Below are 18,452 nucleotides of genomic sequence, written 5' to 3' on the forward strand. Positions count from 1 at the left end.
GCCTTCAGCGGCCCGAACCGGTGCTTCGGTCAGCGGGCTGCGTGAAGTCGGTGACGTCAGGCCGGGAACGCGGTCATGTGTCGCCATTCGCAGTCGGAGCGCGCCATTTCCGCACATGGCGTTACCAGGTCGTCACGGACAGGTTTAACGTCCTTCACCAGGTGACCGGCTCCTCACCGCCGCCCGGGCCAGGGGTGGCCGTCGGACACCACCGCCGAGAAGGTCCGGCGGCGGCTCGCTCCCCCTGTGCAAGCCGCCGCCGGACGCGTGAACCGCCACCGCTCTCGTACGGCGGTGCGGCCGTGAGAAAGGACATGGCGTCCGGTGGCAGCGCATCGCAGACCGAGAAAGCGCCCACTCAGCGGTACCGCGATCCGCACCGCCGCCACCGTCGCCCTGACGGGCACGGCGGGCGCGACCGGCTTCGACGGCACCGGACACGCCGACCCGCAGCTCGCATCGGCGCAGGTGAGGGCCGAGGTCAGTAAGTTGTACCGGGAGGCGGAGGCCGCCACCGAGAAGTACAACGGGGCCCAGGAGACGACCGACAAGGCGCAGGAACGGCTGGACGGCCTTCAGGACGAGGCAGCGCGGCGGACCGGACGTCTCAGCTCCGCCCGGGAGAAGCTGGGGACCCTGGCCGCGGCGCAGTACCGCGGTGGTGCGGGCATCGATCCGGCGTGGCAGCTCGCTCTGTCCGGGGATCCGGACCGGTACCTGGCGGGTGCGGCCTTCGCCGAGCGGCTGAGCACGCGACAGGCGTCGGACGTGTCCTACGTACGACAACAGCTGCGGGAACTCGAGCAGCTCCGGAGCGCCGCGCACCTCGAGCTCGCCACCCTCAGATCCCGGCAGGCGGAGCTGAAGCGCCACAAAAGAACGATCACCGGCAAGCTCGACGAGGCACGGCGGCTGCTGGCGAGACTGTCGGAGGACGAACGGGCGCGCTCGGCCGCGACGGCAAGCGTGGAGGACGCGGCACGGCCCTCGGTCCTCCCCTCGTCCTCCTCACCGCGGCCGCAGGTGCCGGGGACCGTGTCGGCGGCGTCCTCCGCGGCGCAGGCCCCCAACCGCCGAGCGGCGGCCGCCGTCACGTACGCGTACAGCAAGCTCGGCAGGCCGTATGTGTGGGGCGCGACCGGACCCGACGCCTTCGACTGCTCGGGGCTGATCCAGGCGGCCTACCGCTCGGCGGGTGTCTCCCTCCCCAGGACGACATATGCGCAGATCGACGCGGGCCATCGCGTCGCACGATCCCGGCTGCTCCCGGGTGACCTGGTGTTCTTCTACTCCGGTATCAGTCATGTCGGCCTCTATGTGGGCAACGGCCGGATGATCCACGCTCCCCACCCGTCGGCGCCGGTACGCGTCGCTCCCCTCGACGAGATGCCGTTCGTGGGAGCCGTACGGGTGGTGTGAGAACTTCCGGAGCACCTCCTCGGCCTGCGGAACAGTGGTCGTTCCCTCATTGGCCCGATTGCCAAGTCCCTGATTGGACCTGTTGACCCGGCCGCTCCCGAACAAGGCTCGCCCGCATGAACACACCCGCCTCAGCCGACGCCACGCCCTACGTCCACGGATACTCCGCCCACGAGAGCCGCCGCCTCGCCGATCAGGCCGACACCCTCGCTGCCCTGCTGCACTCCGGGACGGTGTACCCCGTGGGCAGCAAGGTTCTGGAAGTCGGCTGCGGAGTCGGCGCCCAGACGGTGCACCTGGTGTCGGCAAGCCCCGGAGCACGGTTCACGGCGGTCGACGTCTCGCCGGACTCGCTCGCCCAGGCCTGTTCCCGGGTGACGTCCCACGCCCCCGAAGCCCAGATCAGCTGGGTCCAGGCAGATCTGTTCGAGCTTCCTTTCCCGGACGCCGAGTTCGATCATGTATTCGTCTGCTTCGTACTGGAACACCTCTCCGCCCCACGTCAGGCGCTCACCGCCCTGCGCCGCGTCCTGCGCCCGGGCGGCACCCTCACGGTCATCGAGGGCGACCACGCCTCGGCGTTCTTCCACCCCGCCAGCGCCTATGCCCACGCCGCGATCGACTGTCAGATTCAGCTCCAGTCCGCCGCGGGCGGCAATGCCCGGATCGGCCGTGCACTCCACCCCCTCCTCACCTCCGCCGGTTACGAGGACGTCATCGTCCGCCCCCGTACCGTCTACGCCGACCGCTCCCGGCCCGCCCTCGTGAACGGCTTCACCCGCAACACCTTCATCGCCATGATCGAATCCATCCGGGAACCGGCCCTGTCCGCCGGCCTGATGACACCGCCGGACTGGGACCGCGGCCTCGCCGACCTGCACCGCACGGCGACGGACGACGGCACCTTCCACTACACGTTCTTCAAGGGCGTGGCCGTGAATCCCGCGTAGGCGCGCCATCAGGTGCGCCACCCCGTTCGCGCGCCGGGCGGGCTCTCGACACGTCAGTCCCCCGCCCGGCAGCCCGGCCGGCGCTCCCTCTCGCTCACACCAGACGTCGCGCCGTGGCCCACCGCGTCAGCTCATGCCGGTTGGACAGCTGGAGCTTCCGGAGGACCGCCGAGACATGCGACTCGACCGTCTTGACGGAGATGTACAGCTGCTTGGCGATCTCCTTGTAGGCGTAACCGCGGGCGATGAGGCGCAGGACCTCACGTTCACGCTGGGTCAGGCGGTCCAGGTCCTCGTCGACGGGAGGGGCGTCCGTGGAGGCGAAGGCGTCGAGGACGAAGCCGGCCAGCCTCGGCGAGAACACGGCGTCCCCTTCCTGGACGCGGAAGATGGAGTCCACGAGGTCCGAGCCGGTGATCGTTTTCGTGACGTATCCCCGCGCTCCGCCTCGGATGACCCCGATGACGTCCTCGGCCGCGTCCGATACGGACAGGGCGAGGAAACGGACCGGCTGCTCGGGGTCGCCCATCAACGCCGCGCAACGACGCAGCACTTCGACCCCTCCGCCGCCCGGGAGGTGCACGTCGAGCAGCACCACCTCGGGACGGGAAGCAGTGATCACGGAGACCGCCTGGTCGACGTCGGCCGCCTCCCCGACCACCTCGACGCCCGTGCGTTCCGTCTGGCCGATCTCCGCCTGCACGCCTGTACGGAACATACGGTGGTCGTCGACCAGCACGACCCGCACATGCCGCCCGGCTGTGGCCCCGCTCGCTTCCGCGCCCCCGCCGGTGCCCGAACCATCCGGCACGGCCGATCCGCTCGCCCCGTACACGTCGCTCATGACGTCGTCTCCGCCCTCTCCATCTCCAGTTCGACCTCGGTGCCGCCACCAGGTACGGCGCGGAGCCGTGCCGTACCCCCGTTGCGCTCCATGCGGCCGATGATCGATTCTCTGACGCCCATCCGGTCGGCGGGTATCGCATCGAGGTCGAACCCGGGTCCGCGGTCGCGGACGGACACGAACACGGTCCTTCCCTCGACCTCGGCGAAGACCTGCACGGCACCGCCCTCGCCACCGTACTTGGCCGCGTTCACCATCGCCTCGCGCGCGGCTTGCATCTGCGCGCCCAGACGTTCGTCGAGAGGGCAGTCGCCGACGACCACGACCTCGATGGGCACTCCGTGCTTGTCCTCCACCTCGGCGGCGTTTCGCTTCACGGCCTCGGCGAGCGTGCCGGGTTCCTCGTCCTCGTCCTTGCCGGTGCCTTCGGGCTTGTAGAGCCAGTTGCGCAGGTCACGCTCCTGGGCGCGGGCGAGACGGCGTACCTCGCCCGCGTTCTCGGCGTTGCGCTGTATCAGCGTCAGGGTGTGCAGCACGGAATCGTGAACGTGGGCGGCGACCTCGGCCCGCTCCTGGGCCCGGATACGCATGAGGCGCTCCTCGGAGAGATCCTGCGTCATACGGACCAGGTAGGGGCCGGCGAGCAGGGCTATGCCGACGAGGACGGCGAGCGCCGCCTGCAGCACCGAACCGAGGTGGGCGGCGGAGCCCTGCAGCACGAACATGCCGGAGACGCCCGCGGTGACGAGCAGGACACCGCCGACGGAACGGAGCAGGGTGAGCGTCCGCCGGCGACGGCCGACCTCGGCCCAGCGGGCCCGTCGCGCATTGTCGGCCTGGCGCCAGACCAGGGCGACACCGGCGGCGACCAGCACGGCCGGCCACAGATAGACCTTGGCTCCGCCGCCGAGGTTCACGTTGCCGACGAAGACCATGGCCACGACGACCATCAGGAGCAGGGCGACTATCTGGCCCCTGTCCGGCTTGCGGGCCACGAGTCTGCGGCGGCCGTCCGGCGAGGTCTCGGTGGAGAGTGCCGGTGGGCGCTGGTTGTCGACGCCGCCCACACCGAGCGGGACGAAGAACCAGAACGCCGCGTACAGCAGTGCGCCGAGACCGTCCGCGAGGAACAGCCCGGCGAACACGAAGCGCAGCCACACCACGGGCAGCCCGAGGTGCCCTGCGAGCCCTCGCGCCACGCCTCCGAGCCAGCGTCCGTCGCTGCTGCGGTAGAGCTTGCGCGGGGGCCGCGGGCTGTCGACTGGCATCGCTGCGGCTTCCGGCATGCCATTGATGTTCACACGCCCGGCGGACGGGGGCATCAGGGTAGGTCCCCGAGACGCCCCTGATCTCCGCCGAGATCGCGGTCGAACGCATCCCCGGGTCAATATCAGGGTCGGGCCAGGGTCATTCCGACTGCCGCCGGGCGGTGGCGGCGGCGACGATGGAAACATGACAGATCAGCAGCACGCGGCAGCGGAGCCGGGACCCGATCCGGGCCCGGGCGGCCGGCGGCCCACCACCGGGCCGCAGGACGCCGCGCCCTCGCCGGGCAAGGACGGCGGCACGGCTTCGCCGGGCACGGGCCAGGAGCCACCGCGCGCACACGGGAGCGCTCACGCGCAGGCGGGCGCGAACGCGCACGCGGGCATGGGCACGGGCGCGCCCGCGGATCAATCGACGACGGGCGACCCCGGCGGTGCAGCTGGAGAGTCCGTCCCGCCCCCCGCCAAGTTCCGGCGCGACCGGCAGCACAAGATGCTGGCCGGGGTGTGTTCCGGACTGGCGCGGCAGTGCGACATGGACCCCGTGATCTTCCGGATCGTGCTCGCGGTGCTCTCCCTGACCGGCGGCCTCGGTCTCATCTTCTACGGCTTCGTCTGGCTGTTCGTGCCGCGCGAGGACGAGGAGGAGAACGAGATACGCAAGCTGCTGACCGGCCGCGTCGACGGCCAGGCCCTCGCGGCCGTGCTGTTCGCGCTGGTCGGCTGCGGCGTGTTCCTCACCATGCTGGGCAACAGCGGGGTGCTGACCTTCGCCGTGGTCCTCGCCCTGCTCCTCGCAGGGGCCGGGTACTGGTCGCAGCAGCGCGGCGCCCCCGTCCCGGACCCGCTCGCCGCGCACGCCGTCGCCGACGCTCCCCCGGAAGCGCAGGCGCCGCCCGTGCCGGCGTCCTACCCGTCCTGGTGGCGGGACCCGATCGTCAAGGACGGCACCCACGTGGGCGGCACGGGCTACCTGTGGGGACCCGGGACGGCCCGGGAGCGCGACCTCGCGGCGGCGATCAACATCGCTCGTGGCACACCGCCCCACCGGGACACACACACCGTCCGCAAGCCGAAGCCTCGGGGCCCCCGCCGGACAGGCGGCTTGATATTCCTGCTCGCGCTGCTCGCCGGTGGCCTGGGCACCAGCGCCACGTGGGACGACCGAGCGCTGAACACCAGCCTGCAGACCGGTCTGGCCTGCGCGCTCGCCGTGTTCGGACTGGGCATCGCGATCAGCGCGTTCCTGGGGCGTACCGGCATGGGGTCCATCTTCCTGGCGGTGGTTACGGCGGGACTGCTGGCGGGCTCGGCGGCGCTGCCGGCGAACATCGACACACACTGGATACGCACGACCTGGGCGCCCACCGCCATGGCGGACGTCAAGCCACGGTACGACCTGGGCACCGGCGTGGGCACGCTTGACCTGACGCGACTGGACGTGCCGAAGGACCGGACGCTGGCGACCGGAGCGGAAGTGGGCGTGGGCAAGGTCAAAGTCGTGGTCCCGCCGGATGTCACCGTGCGCCTGACCATCGAGGTGGGCATCGGCGACATCCAGTTGCCGGGGGACGGCAAGGAGGACGTGGACGTGGCACCGGACAAGCGGAGGGAGCTGACGCTGTCTCCCACCGACGACGCTCAGGGCGACAAATCCGGCGGCACGCTCGACGTCGCCCTCGAGGTCGGTGTGGGACAGGCGGAGGTCACTCGTGCTGCGTCATGACGTCCAGCCCGGCAAGCTCGTCGCCGGCTTCTTTCTGCTCCTCACAGCAGTGATCTACGCCGGTGACGCGGGCGACGCCTGGGACACTCCCTGGTTCGTGGCCATCCCGGTGATCATCGTGGGCCTGTTCCTCGCGGGAGTGACCGCGTTCCTGACCCAGGCGATACGCCACCGCCGGACATCACCGGCACAGGGAGCGAAGGCTCCGCGGGCCACACGGACATCGAACGCCGAGACGCCGGACCGGAGCGAGTGACGCCTGCCGCCGGATGACGCCTCGCGATCACGCTCCTGCTCAGTGACTGGCCTGCCGGGGGCGGCACACCAGGCACACCGAGTGTGTGCCGCCTGGTCGGCGTCGAGGGCGAATCAGCGGTAGTCGTCAGCCCGCTGCCCGCGTCGTGCGCGAATGGCCGCGTCGACCGAGAAGACGGAGGCGCCGGCGAGCATGAGCGGGGTCCAGGCCATGAGGTAGGGGAGGTCGTTGCCGTAGTAGTAGGGGTCGGAGGCCCAGCTGACCGTCAGCCACAGGCTGAGGGAGATCAGGGCCCCGCCGAACGCTGCGAGACGGGTGAGGAGTCCTAGGAAGGCACCGATACCCACGGCGAGCTCGCCGATGGCGATGACGTAGCCGAAGCCGACAGGGTTCTCGAGGGCTAGATCGACGAGCTGGGGGATCGCTGCGGAGTCGCGCACCGAGCGCATCGTGTCGCCGATCGATCCCGCACCGGACTCGGACATGAACGCACTGTCGGTCAGTTTGTCCAGGCCGGCGTAGATGAACGTGACGCCGAGGAAGATCCGCAGAGGCAGCAGGGCACAGCGAGTGGCGGTGTCGCGCCAGTCGCGGCCACCACCGGGAAAGGGAGTCTGCGTGTCCGTACGGATACCGTGCGTCATGACTCTTCGCCGCCTTCCGCCGCCGTGCCATTGCCCCCTCAACTGACCATACGTACGAAAGGGGGGTGCCGCTCAATAACGCGGTGGCGGTTACTCGGGTGCGGTGTCGGCCTCTGACTCGGCACCGGTTTCGGACTCGGTGTCGGCTGCTTCGGCGCCGGTCGGGCAGGGCCCGCCCATCGTGTCGGTTCGTCGTGTCGGTTCGTCGTGTCAGTCCGTCGTGTCAGTTCGTCGCGTCAGTCCGTCGCGTCAGTCCGTCGCCTCGAGCGCGCACCGGCCGGTAGGCATTCCGGCGGTCGTGTCAGTCCGTCACGTCGATCACGCACCGGTTGGTCTCCACTCCGGCGGCCGTGACGACCTGGACCTCCACCCGGCCGGGCTCCACGTCGGCGGGGACCGGCACTGTCAGTACGGCGTCCGTGGGGTTGCTGAAGCCTCCGGCGACGGGGACGAGCGGCACGTGCACATGGACGGCTCCGATGCGGACCACCATGCGGGACAGCCGGTCCGCGGTGTGGGCCCCCGGCGGTACGAAACCCGCGCCGCGGATCTCGATGTCGTCGCCGGTGCGGATGGGCGCGTCGAGGTCGCCGGCCTCCCGTGCCCGGACCACGGAGAGGATCACGGGCCGACCACCCTCCGCGTACTTGCCGGAGAAGTACGTGGCCGCGGCGACCAGTACGAGGAGGGCCAGTCCCCAGGGGAGGTCGGGAAGCCGGCCCGGGTGGCGGGCCAGTCGTACGAGAGCGAACAGGAGGGCGACAGTGTTCACGACGATGTACTGGATGTCGGTGAAGCTGCCGCGGCCCGAGTCGTCGGTGAGCAGGTCGGCGGCGCGGGGCCGGTCCGCGCGCACCTTCTGCAGGCGCTGGCCGAGGACGCGCAGGCCGACCACGCGCCGTACCAGTACGGCGATCCCGCACGTCACCGCAAGGACGGTGACCACTCCGGCACCGCGGGCGAGGTCGAGGCCGGCGATCAGCGCGTCGCGGCGGCCGTGCTCCGAGGCGGCGGCCAGTTGCCCGGCCAGCACCAGAACCGAGTACACGGCGAGAAGCACCCAGCCCGCCGCCACCGCGCGGGAGGTGGACAGCCGGTTGTCCTCGCCGATCACTGGCGCCAGTGCGCCTCCTCGGGCGCGGTGCAGGTATCCGGCGCCCGTCAGTGCCGCGCCCACCACCAGTGCGGCCAGCAGGCCGGCCGTCCGCGCGGCGCTCCAGCCCGCGCCGATCGCGGTGAACGCCTGGACGAGGAGCAAGGCCAGGACGGCACCCCAGACCACGATCGCCGTATGCAGCCACAGACGTCCGAGCCAGGCCTCGCCCTCCACGCGACCGCGCTCGGCGACGAGGGCGGCGGACTGGGTGAGTTCGTCGGAGACCCACTGGCGGGACGCGGCCGGGGAATGCGCGACCGCCGCGGGCAGTCCCTTGCCGGAAGCGAACTCCTCACGCTGGTGCAGGAACTCGGCGACTGCGCGCCGATGTCCCTCGCGCGCCCCGTGCGGGCAGTCCCCGCACGCACAGCCGCCCTCATGGGCGCCCGCGCCCCGTCTCGCCTCCTGTACCGCCACGCCCGAGCCGCCTTCCCGCGCCGCTTCACCCGTCTCCGCCGACCGGCACTGGGCCGTCGGCACCGGACCGCCACCGACCCCGTCCGTCGGCGACAGACCATCGGCATCCGCCCGCGGTTCCCGCCCGCTGGGAGGTGCCGGTGCCCGTTCTGCCGCTCCGTACATCTGCGCTCTGCGACAGTCGTACAACTACCGTGCGATGACAGCGAATTGTGCCGTACGGAACATGCTCGTCGTCCGGCAGGTCTGGTCAGCGGGGGGTGAACCGTGGAGAAGGGTGTTGACCAGCGCGTCCGGAGGCGTCCGGAGGCGTCCGGCAGGGCGGCGGTACTACGCGGTCGCGATCAGTGATCCATACCTCCCGCCGTCTTCGCTTCCCCTCTCGCCGCCTTCGCCTCCCCTCTCGCCGTCATCGCTTCCCCTCTCGCTGTCTCCACATCTCCTCTCCCCGTCTTCGCTTCCCCTCTCCCCGTGAAGCGCCCGGCTGCGAGAATTTCCGTATGGCCGAGATCATCCAGCGCGACGGGACCTGGGCCTTCGACGGCACCACGGTCCGGATCACGCCGGGACTCCACCGCTCCGTGCCACTGTTCCGGCAGACGTACGGAGAGATCACCGTGCCTCTGGAAGCGGTGTCGGGCGTCGTCTTCGAACCCGAGCGCAAACGCGGTCGCCTGCGGCTGCGGCTGCGCGAAGGCTGCGATCCGCTGCTGCAGGCGACCGGAGGACGGCTGCCCGACTCCGCCGATCCCTACCGGCTCATCGTCGACGTCGACCGCTCGGGCGTCGCCGAGTACGTGGCGGAGGAGATACGCCGCGCCCTGCTCCTCGAACAGGTCCCGAAGGAGCCCGCCAAGGCCTATCTCCTGTCCGGTCCGCCGGTGCCCGTGTCGGTGCGGTCCAGCGACGGCACGGTCTCCTTCGACGGTACGCACGTCCGGATCGACTGGAGCGACACGTCCGACCGGGTCAAGCGGGCCACGGGTCCGCGGATCATCGCGATCGGCGATCTGGTGCAGGTGGAGTGGCTGCCCAACTCTGGTTACGAGGACGGGTTCATGCGTTTCGTGACCCGTGAGACGGCGTTCTCCAAACTGCCGCCAGAGAAGGATCCGTACGCCCTCGACCTGTGGGGCAGCGCCCGACGCGACCTGCTCACGGCCCTCGTCGCGACGGCGGTGACCGCGCGGCTCCCCCACCCCTCCACGCGGGCGATCGACTACGTGGACCGGCCCCGGATCGGCCCGGCCCCTTCACCGCCGTCCGACGACCACGACGTACTGCTGCGCCGATTACGGGAGTTGGGGGAGCTGCACCGTGACGGGGTGCTCACGGACGAGGAGTTCGCGCTCACGAAGGCGGCGGTGCTCAGGAGGTTCTGACCTCGGACCGATCACTATCGCTCGCAGTCGCTCACGGCTCACTCACAGCCGCTCATGGCTCGCTCACAGCCGCTCATGGGGCGTCGACCTCACGGGCGGAGGGCCCGCCGACCGGCCTCTAGCTCAGCAGATCCGGCTCGCTCCTGCTGATGTCCTGCCACAGAGGCTGGTAGCTGATCCATGCCACCAGGTCTCCGCCCAGTTGCTCGCGCGTGGCGACCGCCTGCCGGTGGCCGATCAGCACCGGCCGTCCTGCGGCGCGGGCGGTGAGCTGGACCTGCGCCGACCGCTCCATCGTCAGGAACCACCACGCTGCCGCATCCACCGAGTCCCCCACGGTCAGCAGCCCGTGGTTGCGCAGGACCAGCGCCTTGCGGCTGCCGAGCGCGGTGGCGACCCGGCGGCCCTCCTCGGCGTCCACGGTGACACCGGTGTACGAGTCGTACAGCGCCATGTCCTCGTAGAAGGCGCAGCTCTCCTGGGTGATCGGGTCCAGGAGGTCACCGAGGGCGGAGAGCGCGCGTCCGTGCACCGAGTGGCAGTGGGCGACGGCGACGACGTCCGGGCGGGCCGCGTGCACCTGGGCGTGCATGGTGAACGCCGTCTGGTTCACGTGGTAGCGGCCCTCGACGACCTGTCCCTCGGAGTTCGCCATCACCAGGTCGCTCACTGTGACGTGCCGGAACGACATCCCGAACGGATTGACCCAGAAACAGTCGCTGAACTCGGGGTCTCGCGCCGTGATGTGCCCGGAGACCCCGTCCTCGAAGCCGAGCCGCCCGAAGATCCGCAGTGCTCCGGCCAGCCGTTCCTTGCGGTGTCGCCGCTCGTCGTCCAGCGTCTCGTGCTTGGGCGGCATGGCGAACCGCAGTTGGTCGGTGGGGCGGGGCAGGGGCGGTGTGGGCCTGTGCATGAGTCCTCCAGCAGTGGTTCCGCAGGTACGGAAGCGGAAGCGGCAGCGGAAGCGGAAGTTGAGGCCGGTCGCCGGTCTCCGCGCGCGGGGTACGGGTCCGCCGGGCGAAGACAATACGGATCCGTTACGGGAGTCATGCGAGCACGACATCCTGACGGGCAGGCCATGGACATGGCCACGGGCATGGGGATGGACATGGCCACGGGCATGGGGATGGACATGGGGTTGGGCGGAGGCATGGGCACGGACATGGATATGGATATGGACACGAACGCCCGCCGGTCGGCCACCGGCTTCCCGTAGGTCACCGTGTCCGTATACCCGACAGCAGGTGTCCGGTATCGGTGTCAGGCTCGACTTCATGAAAAGCACGAACGCGCATACGCATGTGACCACAGGCATCAACTGGTCCGCCTTCGCGACCGTCGAGCCCGGCCTCGCCAGGACCGTCGAGGAGCGCTTCACCGCGTTCACCCATCACATCCTCGCCACCCTCCGCAAGGACGGCTCGCCGCGCACGTCCGGGCTGGAGGTCCGTTTCCTCGGCGGCGAGCTGTGGCTCGGCATGATGCCGGGCTCGCTCAAGGCGCTCGACCTGCGCCGCGATCCGCGTTTCGCACTGCAGGCGAATCCGGGCTCCGACACGGACCTGGCCGGCGGGGACGTACGGATCGGCGGACGGGCGATCGAGGTCCGTGACGCGGAGACCGTGAAACGGTACGTCGACGAAGTGCGCCCGCCCGACCCGTCGTCGTTCCACCTTTTCCGCACGGAACTGACGGAAGTCGTACGGACATATGTGGAGGACGACACCTACCTGGCCGTACAGGTGTGGAAGCCGGGAGGGCCCGTACGCACCGTCCGGCGCCAGTGACCGACATGGCGAAGGCGCCGCCCCTCATCGAGGGACGGCGCCTTTCACACACGGACCGGGATCACTCCCACTCGATGGTGCCCGGCGGCTTCGACGTCACATCGAGGACGACGCGGTTGACGTCGCGCACCTCGTTCGTGATGCGGGTCGAGATCTTCGCGAGCACGTCGTACGGGAGACGCGACCAGTCGGCGGTCATCGCGTCCTCGGAGGAGACGGGCCGCAGGACGATCGGGTGGCCGTACGTCCGGCCGTCGCCCTGGACGCCGACGCTGCGCACGTCCGCGAGGAGGACCACCGGGCACTGCCAGATGTCGCGGTCGAGGCCGGCCGCCGTCAGCTCCTCACGGGCGATGGCGTCGGCCTCGCGGAGCAGGTCGAGCCGCTCCTTGGTGACCTCGCCGACGATACGGATGCCGAGGCCGGGACCCGGGAAGGGCTGACGCTGGACGATCTCGTCCGGCAGGCCGAGCTCCTGGCCGACCATCCGGACCTCGTCCTTGAACAGCTTGCGGAGCGGCTCGATGAGCTTGAACTCCAGGTCTTCGGGAAGGCCGCCGACGTTGTGGTGCGACTTGATGTTGGCCGTGCCGGTGCCGCCGCCGGACTCGACGACGTCCGGGTAGAGGGTGCCCTGCACGAGGAACTCCACCGGCTGGTCGCCCGGCGCCTCGGCCACGATCTCGGCCTGGGCCTGCTCGAAGACCCGGATGAACTCGCGGCCGATGATTTTCCGCTTCTCCTCCGGGTCGGTGACCCCGGCGAGGGCGGTGAGGAAGCGCTCCTGCGCGTCGACGACCTTGAGCTGGACGCCGGTGGCGGCCACGAAGTCCTTCTCGACCTGCTCGGTCTCGCCCTTGCGCATCAGGCCGTGGTCGACGTACACGCAGGTCAGCTGGGAGCCGATGGCCTTCTGGACGAGGGCGGCGGCGACCGCGGAGTCCACGCCGCCGGAGAGGCCGCAGATCGCGCGCTTGTTGCCGACCATCGCGCGGATGGCCTCGACCTGCTCCTCGATCACGTTGCCGGTGGTCCAATCCGGGCTCAGGCCCGCGCCCCGGTACAGGAAGTGCTCGAGCACCTGCTGTCCGTGGGTGGAGTGCATGACCTCCGGGTGGTACTGGACGCCGTACAGCTTCTTCTCGTCGTTCTCGAAGGCGGCGACCGGGACGACGTCGGTGGAGGCCGTCACGGTGAAGCCCTCGGGGGCCGCGCTGCACGCGTCACCGTGGGACATCCACACCGACTGCTCGTCCGGGGTGCCCTCGAAGAGGGTGGAGCCGGACTTGGTGACCTGCAGGGGCGTACGGCCGTATTCACGCGCGCCCGTGTTGTCGACCGTGCCGCCCAGGGTCTCGGCCATCAGCTGGAAGCCGTAGCACATGCCGAAGACGGGGACGCCCGACTCGAAGAGCTCGCGGTCGAGGCGCGGGGCGCCCTCCGCGTAGACCGACGAGGGACCGCCGGAGAGGATTATCGCCGCCGGGTTCTTGGCGAGCATCTCCTGCACCGGCATGGTGCTCGGCACGATCTCGCTGTAGACCCGGGCCTCGCGGACGCGACGGGCGATGAGCTGGGCGTACTGCGCGCCGAAGTCGACGACCAGGACGGTGTCGGACTGCGCGGCAGCGGGAGTCGCTGATGACACGGGTTGCCTTCCGGCGGGTTGGCGGGGGTACGTGCTGTCGAGTCTACCGGGGGCCGTGCGCGAGTCGTCTGCGGCGCCGCAAGACACCCGTGCCGCGGAGCTCCGCCCATGCCACACCCGCCGGGGCCGCCACGCCTCCGCCCGTCATCCCAGCAGGGGCCGCCACGCCTCCGCCCGTCGTCTCAGCATCCGAGCCCGCTTGGTCCGGGAGCGCCCGCGCAGGCATACTGCTCTCATGTTCACGCTCGCGACCTTCGTCTTTACCTATGGCAACCGGCCCACCGGCTGCCATGGTCGTGCTGCTTGAGCAACTGACAAGCGACTTCCCAGGCGCCCCGGGCCGACAAGGCCCGGGGCGCCTGAGCGTTTGCGGGCTTCGTCACACCGGGGCAGCACCCGTCCGAGTCACGGACACGGACACGGACACGGACACAGAGGAGCCCTCGACATGACCGCCACCACCGCCACCACCGACACCACCGACACCGCCGACACCGCCGACACCGCCGACACCCTCGACACGACCATCGCTGCCACCACGGACGCCACCGTTACCGCCACCGCCACCGCCACCACGGTCCCCCTCGGCAGCAAAGCCACCACGGACAGGACCGGTGCCCGCACCGAACAGGCCGCCGGTGTGATCTCGGACGCCCGTGAACGCATCGACGCACTGGACGACCGCATCATCGGACTGGTCCAGGAGCGCATGGCCGTGTCCGCCGTCATCCAGGAGTCCCGTATCGCCTCCGGTGGCCGACGCGTGAACCTCTCCCGTGAGATGGAGATCCTCGCCCACTACCGGGACGCCCTCGGCAAGCCCGGCACGTCCCTGGCCATGACGCTGCTGGAGCTCTGCCGGGGCCGCATCTGACTTCTCCGGTACGCGGGTCTGCACACGCAAGCCCTGTGCACGCACGTCCGCACTTCCTCTCACCCGTACGGCGCGTGACCGCCCCGCGAAGCCCTTCGTTGGTCCCGGTGTCCGTGTCAGCCAGACGTGGACCCGGAAGAACCACGCGTGGCTCCGCTGGAGCGATGAGGCGTACGGATCGTGCCGTGCGCCGTGGGACCTCGCTCCAGGGTCGTGACCGGACGGCAGGGGACAGCAGCCCGGTCACCCAGAGAACGGTCGGCTTCGGGGACGCCCGGAGCCGACCGGCGGAAACTGTTCAAGGGTGGTCGAAACGGTTGCGGAGGCCGCGACCCATCCAGCACGATGCAAGGACAGCCCGCGCCTCGAACAACTGCATTGAGTGCCTCGATTGCCACAGGTCGATACCAGGTGTGCGCCCCCCGTGAGCCGGGGCGCCGACCGGCGGACGGACGACGGACGGCCGGCGGACGGACGACGGACGGCCGGCGGACGGACGACGGACGGCCGGCGGACGGACGACGGACGACCGGGCGTACCGAGCAAGCGGCGCAACCCCCCGGCGCCGCTCCCGAGCACCGGCGCTGCCCTGACGTCGGTGCTGACGCAGAAGAGCCCCGCGGGACCGATCCCGCGGGGCTCTTCTCCGTGCATACGTCACCCGGCGCCGCGCGGCGTGGGCACGGGCCGTCCACGCGTGTCGTCGGCGTATGTGTCCCGACTCAGACTCCGGACTTCTTCCGGACCTTCTCCAGCTTCGCCAGCTGCGCCTTGATCACCTCGGCCGGCACCTCGACCTCATCCCCGCCGAGGGCCTTCATCGCGTAGAAGGCCGCGAGCGTCGAGTCGCTGCGGACGATGGTGAAGGTCATCGTCAGAGTGGTGTCCTCGATCGTGCCCTTCAGCCGGTAGGAGACCGCCTCGTCGCCGTACTCGGGGATGGGCAGGGCCTCGACACCGCTGTACCTATAGTCGGTGTGCTTGTACGCGGTGCACTTGTCCGACGCCGTGCGCAGGTCGGCGATCACCTTCTCGGCGTCGCTGCGCTCGTGGGCGAGCAGGGCGAGCGAGGTGACGGTCGCATCGAGACCGCTCTCGGCCGCGAGGGTGCGTCCGGTCCGGGACTCCGCGCCCGGGGTGGAGGTGAAGAAGAACATGTCCGCGATCGGCTGGCAGGCGGCCGGCTCGGCGGGCACGGACCCGGCAGGCATGTCCGCCTCGGACGTCTTGGTGACCTTGTAGTCCGGGACGTCACCGCTCGCGAGGGCGGCCTCGTCCAGCTGGGCCGCGGTCAGTGGGGCCTGCGGGGCCTTGTCCTTCGCCTTGCCGAGGCCCGGAGCGGCCGACGCGGACGTCTTCCCGCCCGCCTTCTCCTCCCCGGCGCCGCCACCGCCGCCACCACCACCGCACGCCGCGGTGCATGCCAGCGCCGCCGCCGAGAGGGCCATGGCTGCCCGCGACATGTTCGACTTCACGTCCACCTAGCTCTCTACGCTTCGCGCGTTCCTGGCATCTCGCGTGTTTCGCGCGTTGCACACGTTTCACACGTTTCACGTGTTGCACGCGTCAAGACACGCCTCACGGGACTCTGACAGGCACCAGTTCATCAACGACCGGGCAGCGAACGGCAGTCGTCGACATCCGCATGTGATCCACCCCACATAAGTTCCCTGTGAAAACGGGCACAACCGTTCGCGAACCTCGCCGGTCACACCTGCGGAAACAACAGCCACGTCCGCACCTCACGGCACGTGGATCGACCGACTCGACCTGGATGAGGTCCTGATGAAGCTTCGCCGCGCTCTGGCCACCGCGGGCGCCACGGCCGTACTCGGGCCGCTCGCCCCGGTGTCCGCTCCGGCTGCCTTCGCCGACAGGACCGTGCCGGGCGGGGTGGAAGTCCGCCGCCGCAAGGGTACGGAGGACACCACCGCGTAACGGCGGCCGCGCCGACGGGCGACGGACCGTCCGGCGGTCCACCGCCCGGCCGTCACACGGCCACCCACAAGCTGCGACAGGCGTAACGCCTCGCGCAAGAAGAAGGACCCGCACTCGGAGGGGGGTGCGGGTCCTTCTTCATACCGTCACCGCCTCGTCCTCCGTCTCGTCCTCCGCCTCGTCCTCCGCCTCGTCCTCCGCCTCTCCCCTGCCGTCACTTCTTCGGCGGCACCACCGGCACTTCCAGGAACGGCAGCCGCAGTCCGCCGAACGCGTCCGCCGGGACCGCCGGGTTCCGGGGCTCCACCGGCTTCAGCCGCTCGTACGCGGCACCCTGCGCCGGACGCGGGTCCGCCTCACCCTTGTTGGGCCAGAACGACATCGCGCGCTCGGCCTGCGCGGTGATCGTGAGCGAGGGGTTGACGCCGAGGTTCGCCGAGACCGCGGAGCCGTCGACGACGGAGATGCCCGGATGGCCGTACAGCCGGTGGTACGGGTCGATCACGCCCTCCTCGCGGGAGGCACCGATCGGGCAGCCGCCCAGAAAGTGGGCGGTGAGCGGGGTGCCCATCAGCTCGCCGACGTTGCTGCCCGGGAAGCCGTTGATCTCGTCGGCGAGGACGGACGCGGCCTCGGTGGCGGCCTTGATCTGCTTGGGGTTGGGCGCGCCATGCCCCTGACGGGCGGTCAGCAGCCCTTTCCCCGGACCCTTTTGCTTCAGATGGGTCGTCAGGGAGTTGTCCAGGGACTGCATCACCAGGCCGATGATGGAGCGCTCCGACCAGCGGCGGTTGGAGAGCGAGCGGACCATGAGCCACGGGTGGCGTGCCGCGTTCCCGAGCCAGGCGAGGGCGCGGGAGGAGCCCTCCGCGTACGGGACCTGAAGGATCGACAGGCCGCCCATGGCATTGGAGCCCCTGCCGTAGCGGACGGGTTCGATGTGGGTGTTGCCGTCGGGGTGGATCGAGGAGGTGATGGCCACACCCCGCGTGAAGTCGGCCTTGGGCTCGCCGTGCGCCTTGCGGTACCGGCGGTCGTCGGTCTGCGCGCCCACCAGGGCCTCGGAGTTCGTGCGGGTCAGCATGCCCAGCCGGCCGGACAGGTGGGGCAGCTGGCCACCCTCCTTCATCCGGTGCAACAGCGTCTGGGTGCCGTATGTGCCGGCCGCGATGACGACGCGGCGCGCCCGGAAGATCCGTCCCTCGGGCTCAGTGGATCCCGCGGATCCCGCGGATCCCTTCGGTCGTGTTCGCCCCTTGCGTCTGGCGTCGGTCGGGAGCGTGGTGACGGCGTATCCGCCGCGGGAGTCGTCCGTGACCGAGACGACCGTCGTCATCGGATGGACGACCGCGCCCGCCTTCTCGGCGAGGTACAGATAGTTCTCGTTGAGGGTGTTCTTCGCGCCGTGGCGGCAGCCCGTCATGCACTCGCCGCACTCGGAGCAGGCCCGCCGGGCGGGGCCCGCGCCGCCGAAGTACGGGTCAGGGACCTCCTCGCCCGGCTTGGCCGTCACTGTCCCGTCGCCGTCCTCCCCGTCACCGAAGAAGACGCCGACGGGCGCCAGATGGAACGTGTCGCCGCAGCCCATCCGCTCGGCGGCCGCCTTGAGGTGGACGTCCGACGGGGTCGTCGTCGGGTTGATGCGTACGCCGAGCATGCGCCGGGCCTGGTCGTAGTACGGCCGGAGCTCCTCCTGCCAGTCGGTGATGTCCTTCCACTGCGGGTCCTCGAAGAAGGCCCTCGGCGGTACGTAGAGGGTGTTGGCGTAGTTCAGGGAGCCGCCGCCGACGCCGGCGCCCGCCAGCACCATGACGTTGCCCAGCAGGTGGATGCGCTGGATGCCGTACATGCCGAGCCGGGGTGCCCAGAGGTAGTTCCTCAGGTCCCAGGAGTTCTTCGGCAGCGACTGGCGGGTGAAGCGGCGGCCCGCCTCCAGCACGCCCACGCGGTAGCCCTTCTCGGTCAGGCGCAGGGCGGTGACGGAGCCGCCGAAGCCGGAGCCGACGACGATGACGTCGTAGTCGTACGCCTCGTCGTCGGAGTCGTACGCCTGCTTGCGGGCAGCGTCGTCCAGGGACATGTGCTCTCCTCGTTGAGAACTGCCGGAGTCGGCGGGGTCGGCGGGAGTCGGCAGGAGTCGGCGGGG

The 18,452-nt window shown here is 70.3% G+C and carries 17 protein-coding genes; 9 read left to right on the forward strand and 8 right to left on the reverse strand.

The annotated features are described in order from the left end of the window. The first annotated feature begins 324 nt into the window (after positions 1-324). Positions 325-1,419, forward strand: a complete 1,095-nt coding sequence (locus IE242_RS04285) for a C40 family peptidase (RefSeq protein ID WP_189855394.1) — start codon at positions 325-327, stop codon at positions 1,417-1,419. A gap of 116 nt (positions 1,420-1,535) precedes the next feature. Continuing rightward, positions 1,536-2,369, forward strand: coding sequence for an L-histidine N(alpha)-methyltransferase (locus IE242_RS04290; protein WP_189855396.1), 834 nt, complete (start codon positions 1,536-1,538; stop codon positions 2,367-2,369). Between the two features lie 94 nt (positions 2,370-2,463). Here the strand turns inward: IE242_RS04290 and IE242_RS04295 are convergent, their stop codons facing one another. Next, positions 2,464-3,213: a LuxR C-terminal-related transcriptional regulator gene (locus tag IE242_RS04295; RefSeq protein WP_189855398.1), complete on the reverse strand. Its 750-nt coding sequence runs from the start codon at positions 3,211-3,213 to the stop codon at positions 2,464-2,466. Further along, positions 3,210-4,499 carry a PspC domain-containing protein gene (locus IE242_RS04300; protein ID WP_373299446.1) on the reverse strand — a complete coding sequence of 430 codons (1,290 nt, stop codon included), beginning with the start codon at positions 4,497-4,499 and terminating at the stop codon, positions 3,210-3,212. Before IE242_RS04300 ends, IE242_RS04295 begins: the two co-directional genes overlap by 4 nt. A 166-nt stretch (positions 4,500-4,665) precedes the next feature. Between IE242_RS04300 and IE242_RS04305 the strand changes: the two genes are divergently transcribed. Both IE242_RS04305 and IE242_RS04310 read left to right on the forward strand, forming a co-directional pair. Further along, positions 4,666-6,204 (forward strand): PspC domain-containing protein, encoded by a 1,539-nt coding sequence (locus IE242_RS04305; RefSeq protein WP_189855402.1) that lies wholly within the window; start codon positions 4,666-4,668, stop codon positions 6,202-6,204. Beyond that, positions 6,191-6,460 carry a hypothetical protein gene (locus IE242_RS04310; RefSeq protein WP_189855404.1) on the forward strand — a complete coding sequence of 90 codons (270 nt, stop codon included), beginning with the start codon at positions 6,191-6,193 and terminating at the stop codon, positions 6,458-6,460. The genes IE242_RS04305 and IE242_RS04310 overlap by 14 nt, the downstream gene beginning before the upstream one ends. Before the next feature lie 113 nt (positions 6,461-6,573). Here the strand turns inward: IE242_RS04310 and IE242_RS04315 are convergent, their stop codons facing one another. Then, positions 6,574-7,104: a DoxX family protein gene (locus tag IE242_RS04315; RefSeq protein ID WP_189855406.1), complete on the reverse strand. Its 531-nt coding sequence runs from the start codon at positions 7,102-7,104 to the stop codon at positions 6,574-6,576. 301 nt (positions 7,105-7,405) lie between these two features. Continuing rightward, positions 7,406-8,677, reverse strand: a complete 1,272-nt coding sequence (locus IE242_RS04320; RefSeq protein WP_189855408.1) for a hypothetical protein — start codon at positions 8,675-8,677, stop codon at positions 7,406-7,408. A 500-nt stretch (positions 8,678-9,177) separates the two neighbouring features. Here IE242_RS04320 and IE242_RS04325 point away from each other — a divergent pair, with 500 nt between their 5' ends. Beyond that, positions 9,178-10,059, forward strand: coding sequence for a DUF4429 domain-containing protein (locus IE242_RS04325; RefSeq protein WP_189855410.1), 882 nt, complete (start codon positions 9,178-9,180; stop codon positions 10,057-10,059). Between the two features lie 118 nt (positions 10,060-10,177). Here the strand turns inward: IE242_RS04325 and IE242_RS04330 are convergent, their stop codons facing one another. Beyond that, entirely contained in the window at positions 10,178-10,972 is a 795-nt protein-coding gene (locus IE242_RS04330) for a class II aldolase/adducin family protein (RefSeq protein WP_189855412.1), read from the reverse strand. Positions 10,973-11,137: 165 nt separating this feature from the next. On the opposite strand from IE242_RS04330, the gene IE242_RS04335 reads away from it, so the two are divergent. Together IE242_RS04335 and IE242_RS04340 are read left to right on the forward strand one after the other, a co-directional pair. Further along, on the forward strand, positions 11,138-11,275 hold the full coding sequence (locus tag IE242_RS04335; RefSeq protein WP_189855414.1) for a hypothetical protein: 138 nt from the start codon (positions 11,138-11,140) through the stop codon (positions 11,273-11,275). Between the two features lie 58 nt (positions 11,276-11,333). After that, positions 11,334-11,846, forward strand: a complete 513-nt coding sequence (locus IE242_RS04340; RefSeq protein ID WP_189855416.1) for a pyridoxamine 5'-phosphate oxidase family protein — start codon at positions 11,334-11,336, stop codon at positions 11,844-11,846. Between the two features lie 61 nt (positions 11,847-11,907). Here IE242_RS04340 and guaA read toward each other — a convergent pair whose 3' ends face one another. Next, a complete protein-coding gene (guaA, locus tag IE242_RS04345) occupies positions 11,908-13,494 on the reverse strand; it encodes a glutamine-hydrolyzing GMP synthase (protein WP_189855418.1) in 1,587 nt (528 codons plus the stop codon). 526 nt (positions 13,495-14,020) lie between these two features. Here guaA and IE242_RS04350 point away from each other — a divergent pair. After that, entirely contained in the window at positions 14,021-14,368 is a 348-nt protein-coding gene (locus tag IE242_RS04350; RefSeq protein WP_308436754.1) for a chorismate mutase, read from the forward strand. Between the two features lie 722 nt (positions 14,369-15,090). On the opposite strand, the gene IE242_RS04355 is transcribed toward IE242_RS04350, so the two are convergent. Further along, a complete protein-coding gene (locus IE242_RS04355) occupies positions 15,091-15,831 on the reverse strand; it encodes a hypothetical protein (protein WP_189855422.1) in 741 nt (246 codons plus the stop codon). Between the two features lie 322 nt (positions 15,832-16,153). Between IE242_RS04355 and IE242_RS04360 the strand changes: the two genes are divergently transcribed. Next, entirely contained in the window at positions 16,154-16,306 is a 153-nt protein-coding gene (locus IE242_RS04360) for a hypothetical protein (protein ID WP_189856512.1), read from the forward strand. A gap of 214 nt (positions 16,307-16,520) precedes the next feature. Here IE242_RS04360 and IE242_RS04365 read toward each other — a convergent pair whose 3' ends face one another. Next, positions 16,521-18,386, reverse strand: coding sequence for a GMC family oxidoreductase (locus IE242_RS04365; protein WP_189855424.1), 1,866 nt, complete (start codon positions 18,384-18,386; stop codon positions 16,521-16,523). Positions 18,387-18,452: the final 66 nt, after the last annotated feature.

This window comes from Streptomyces poonensis, assembly GCF_014650915.1.
Classification (GTDB): Bacteria; Actinomycetota; Actinomycetes; order Streptomycetales; family Streptomycetaceae; genus Streptomyces; species Streptomyces poonensis.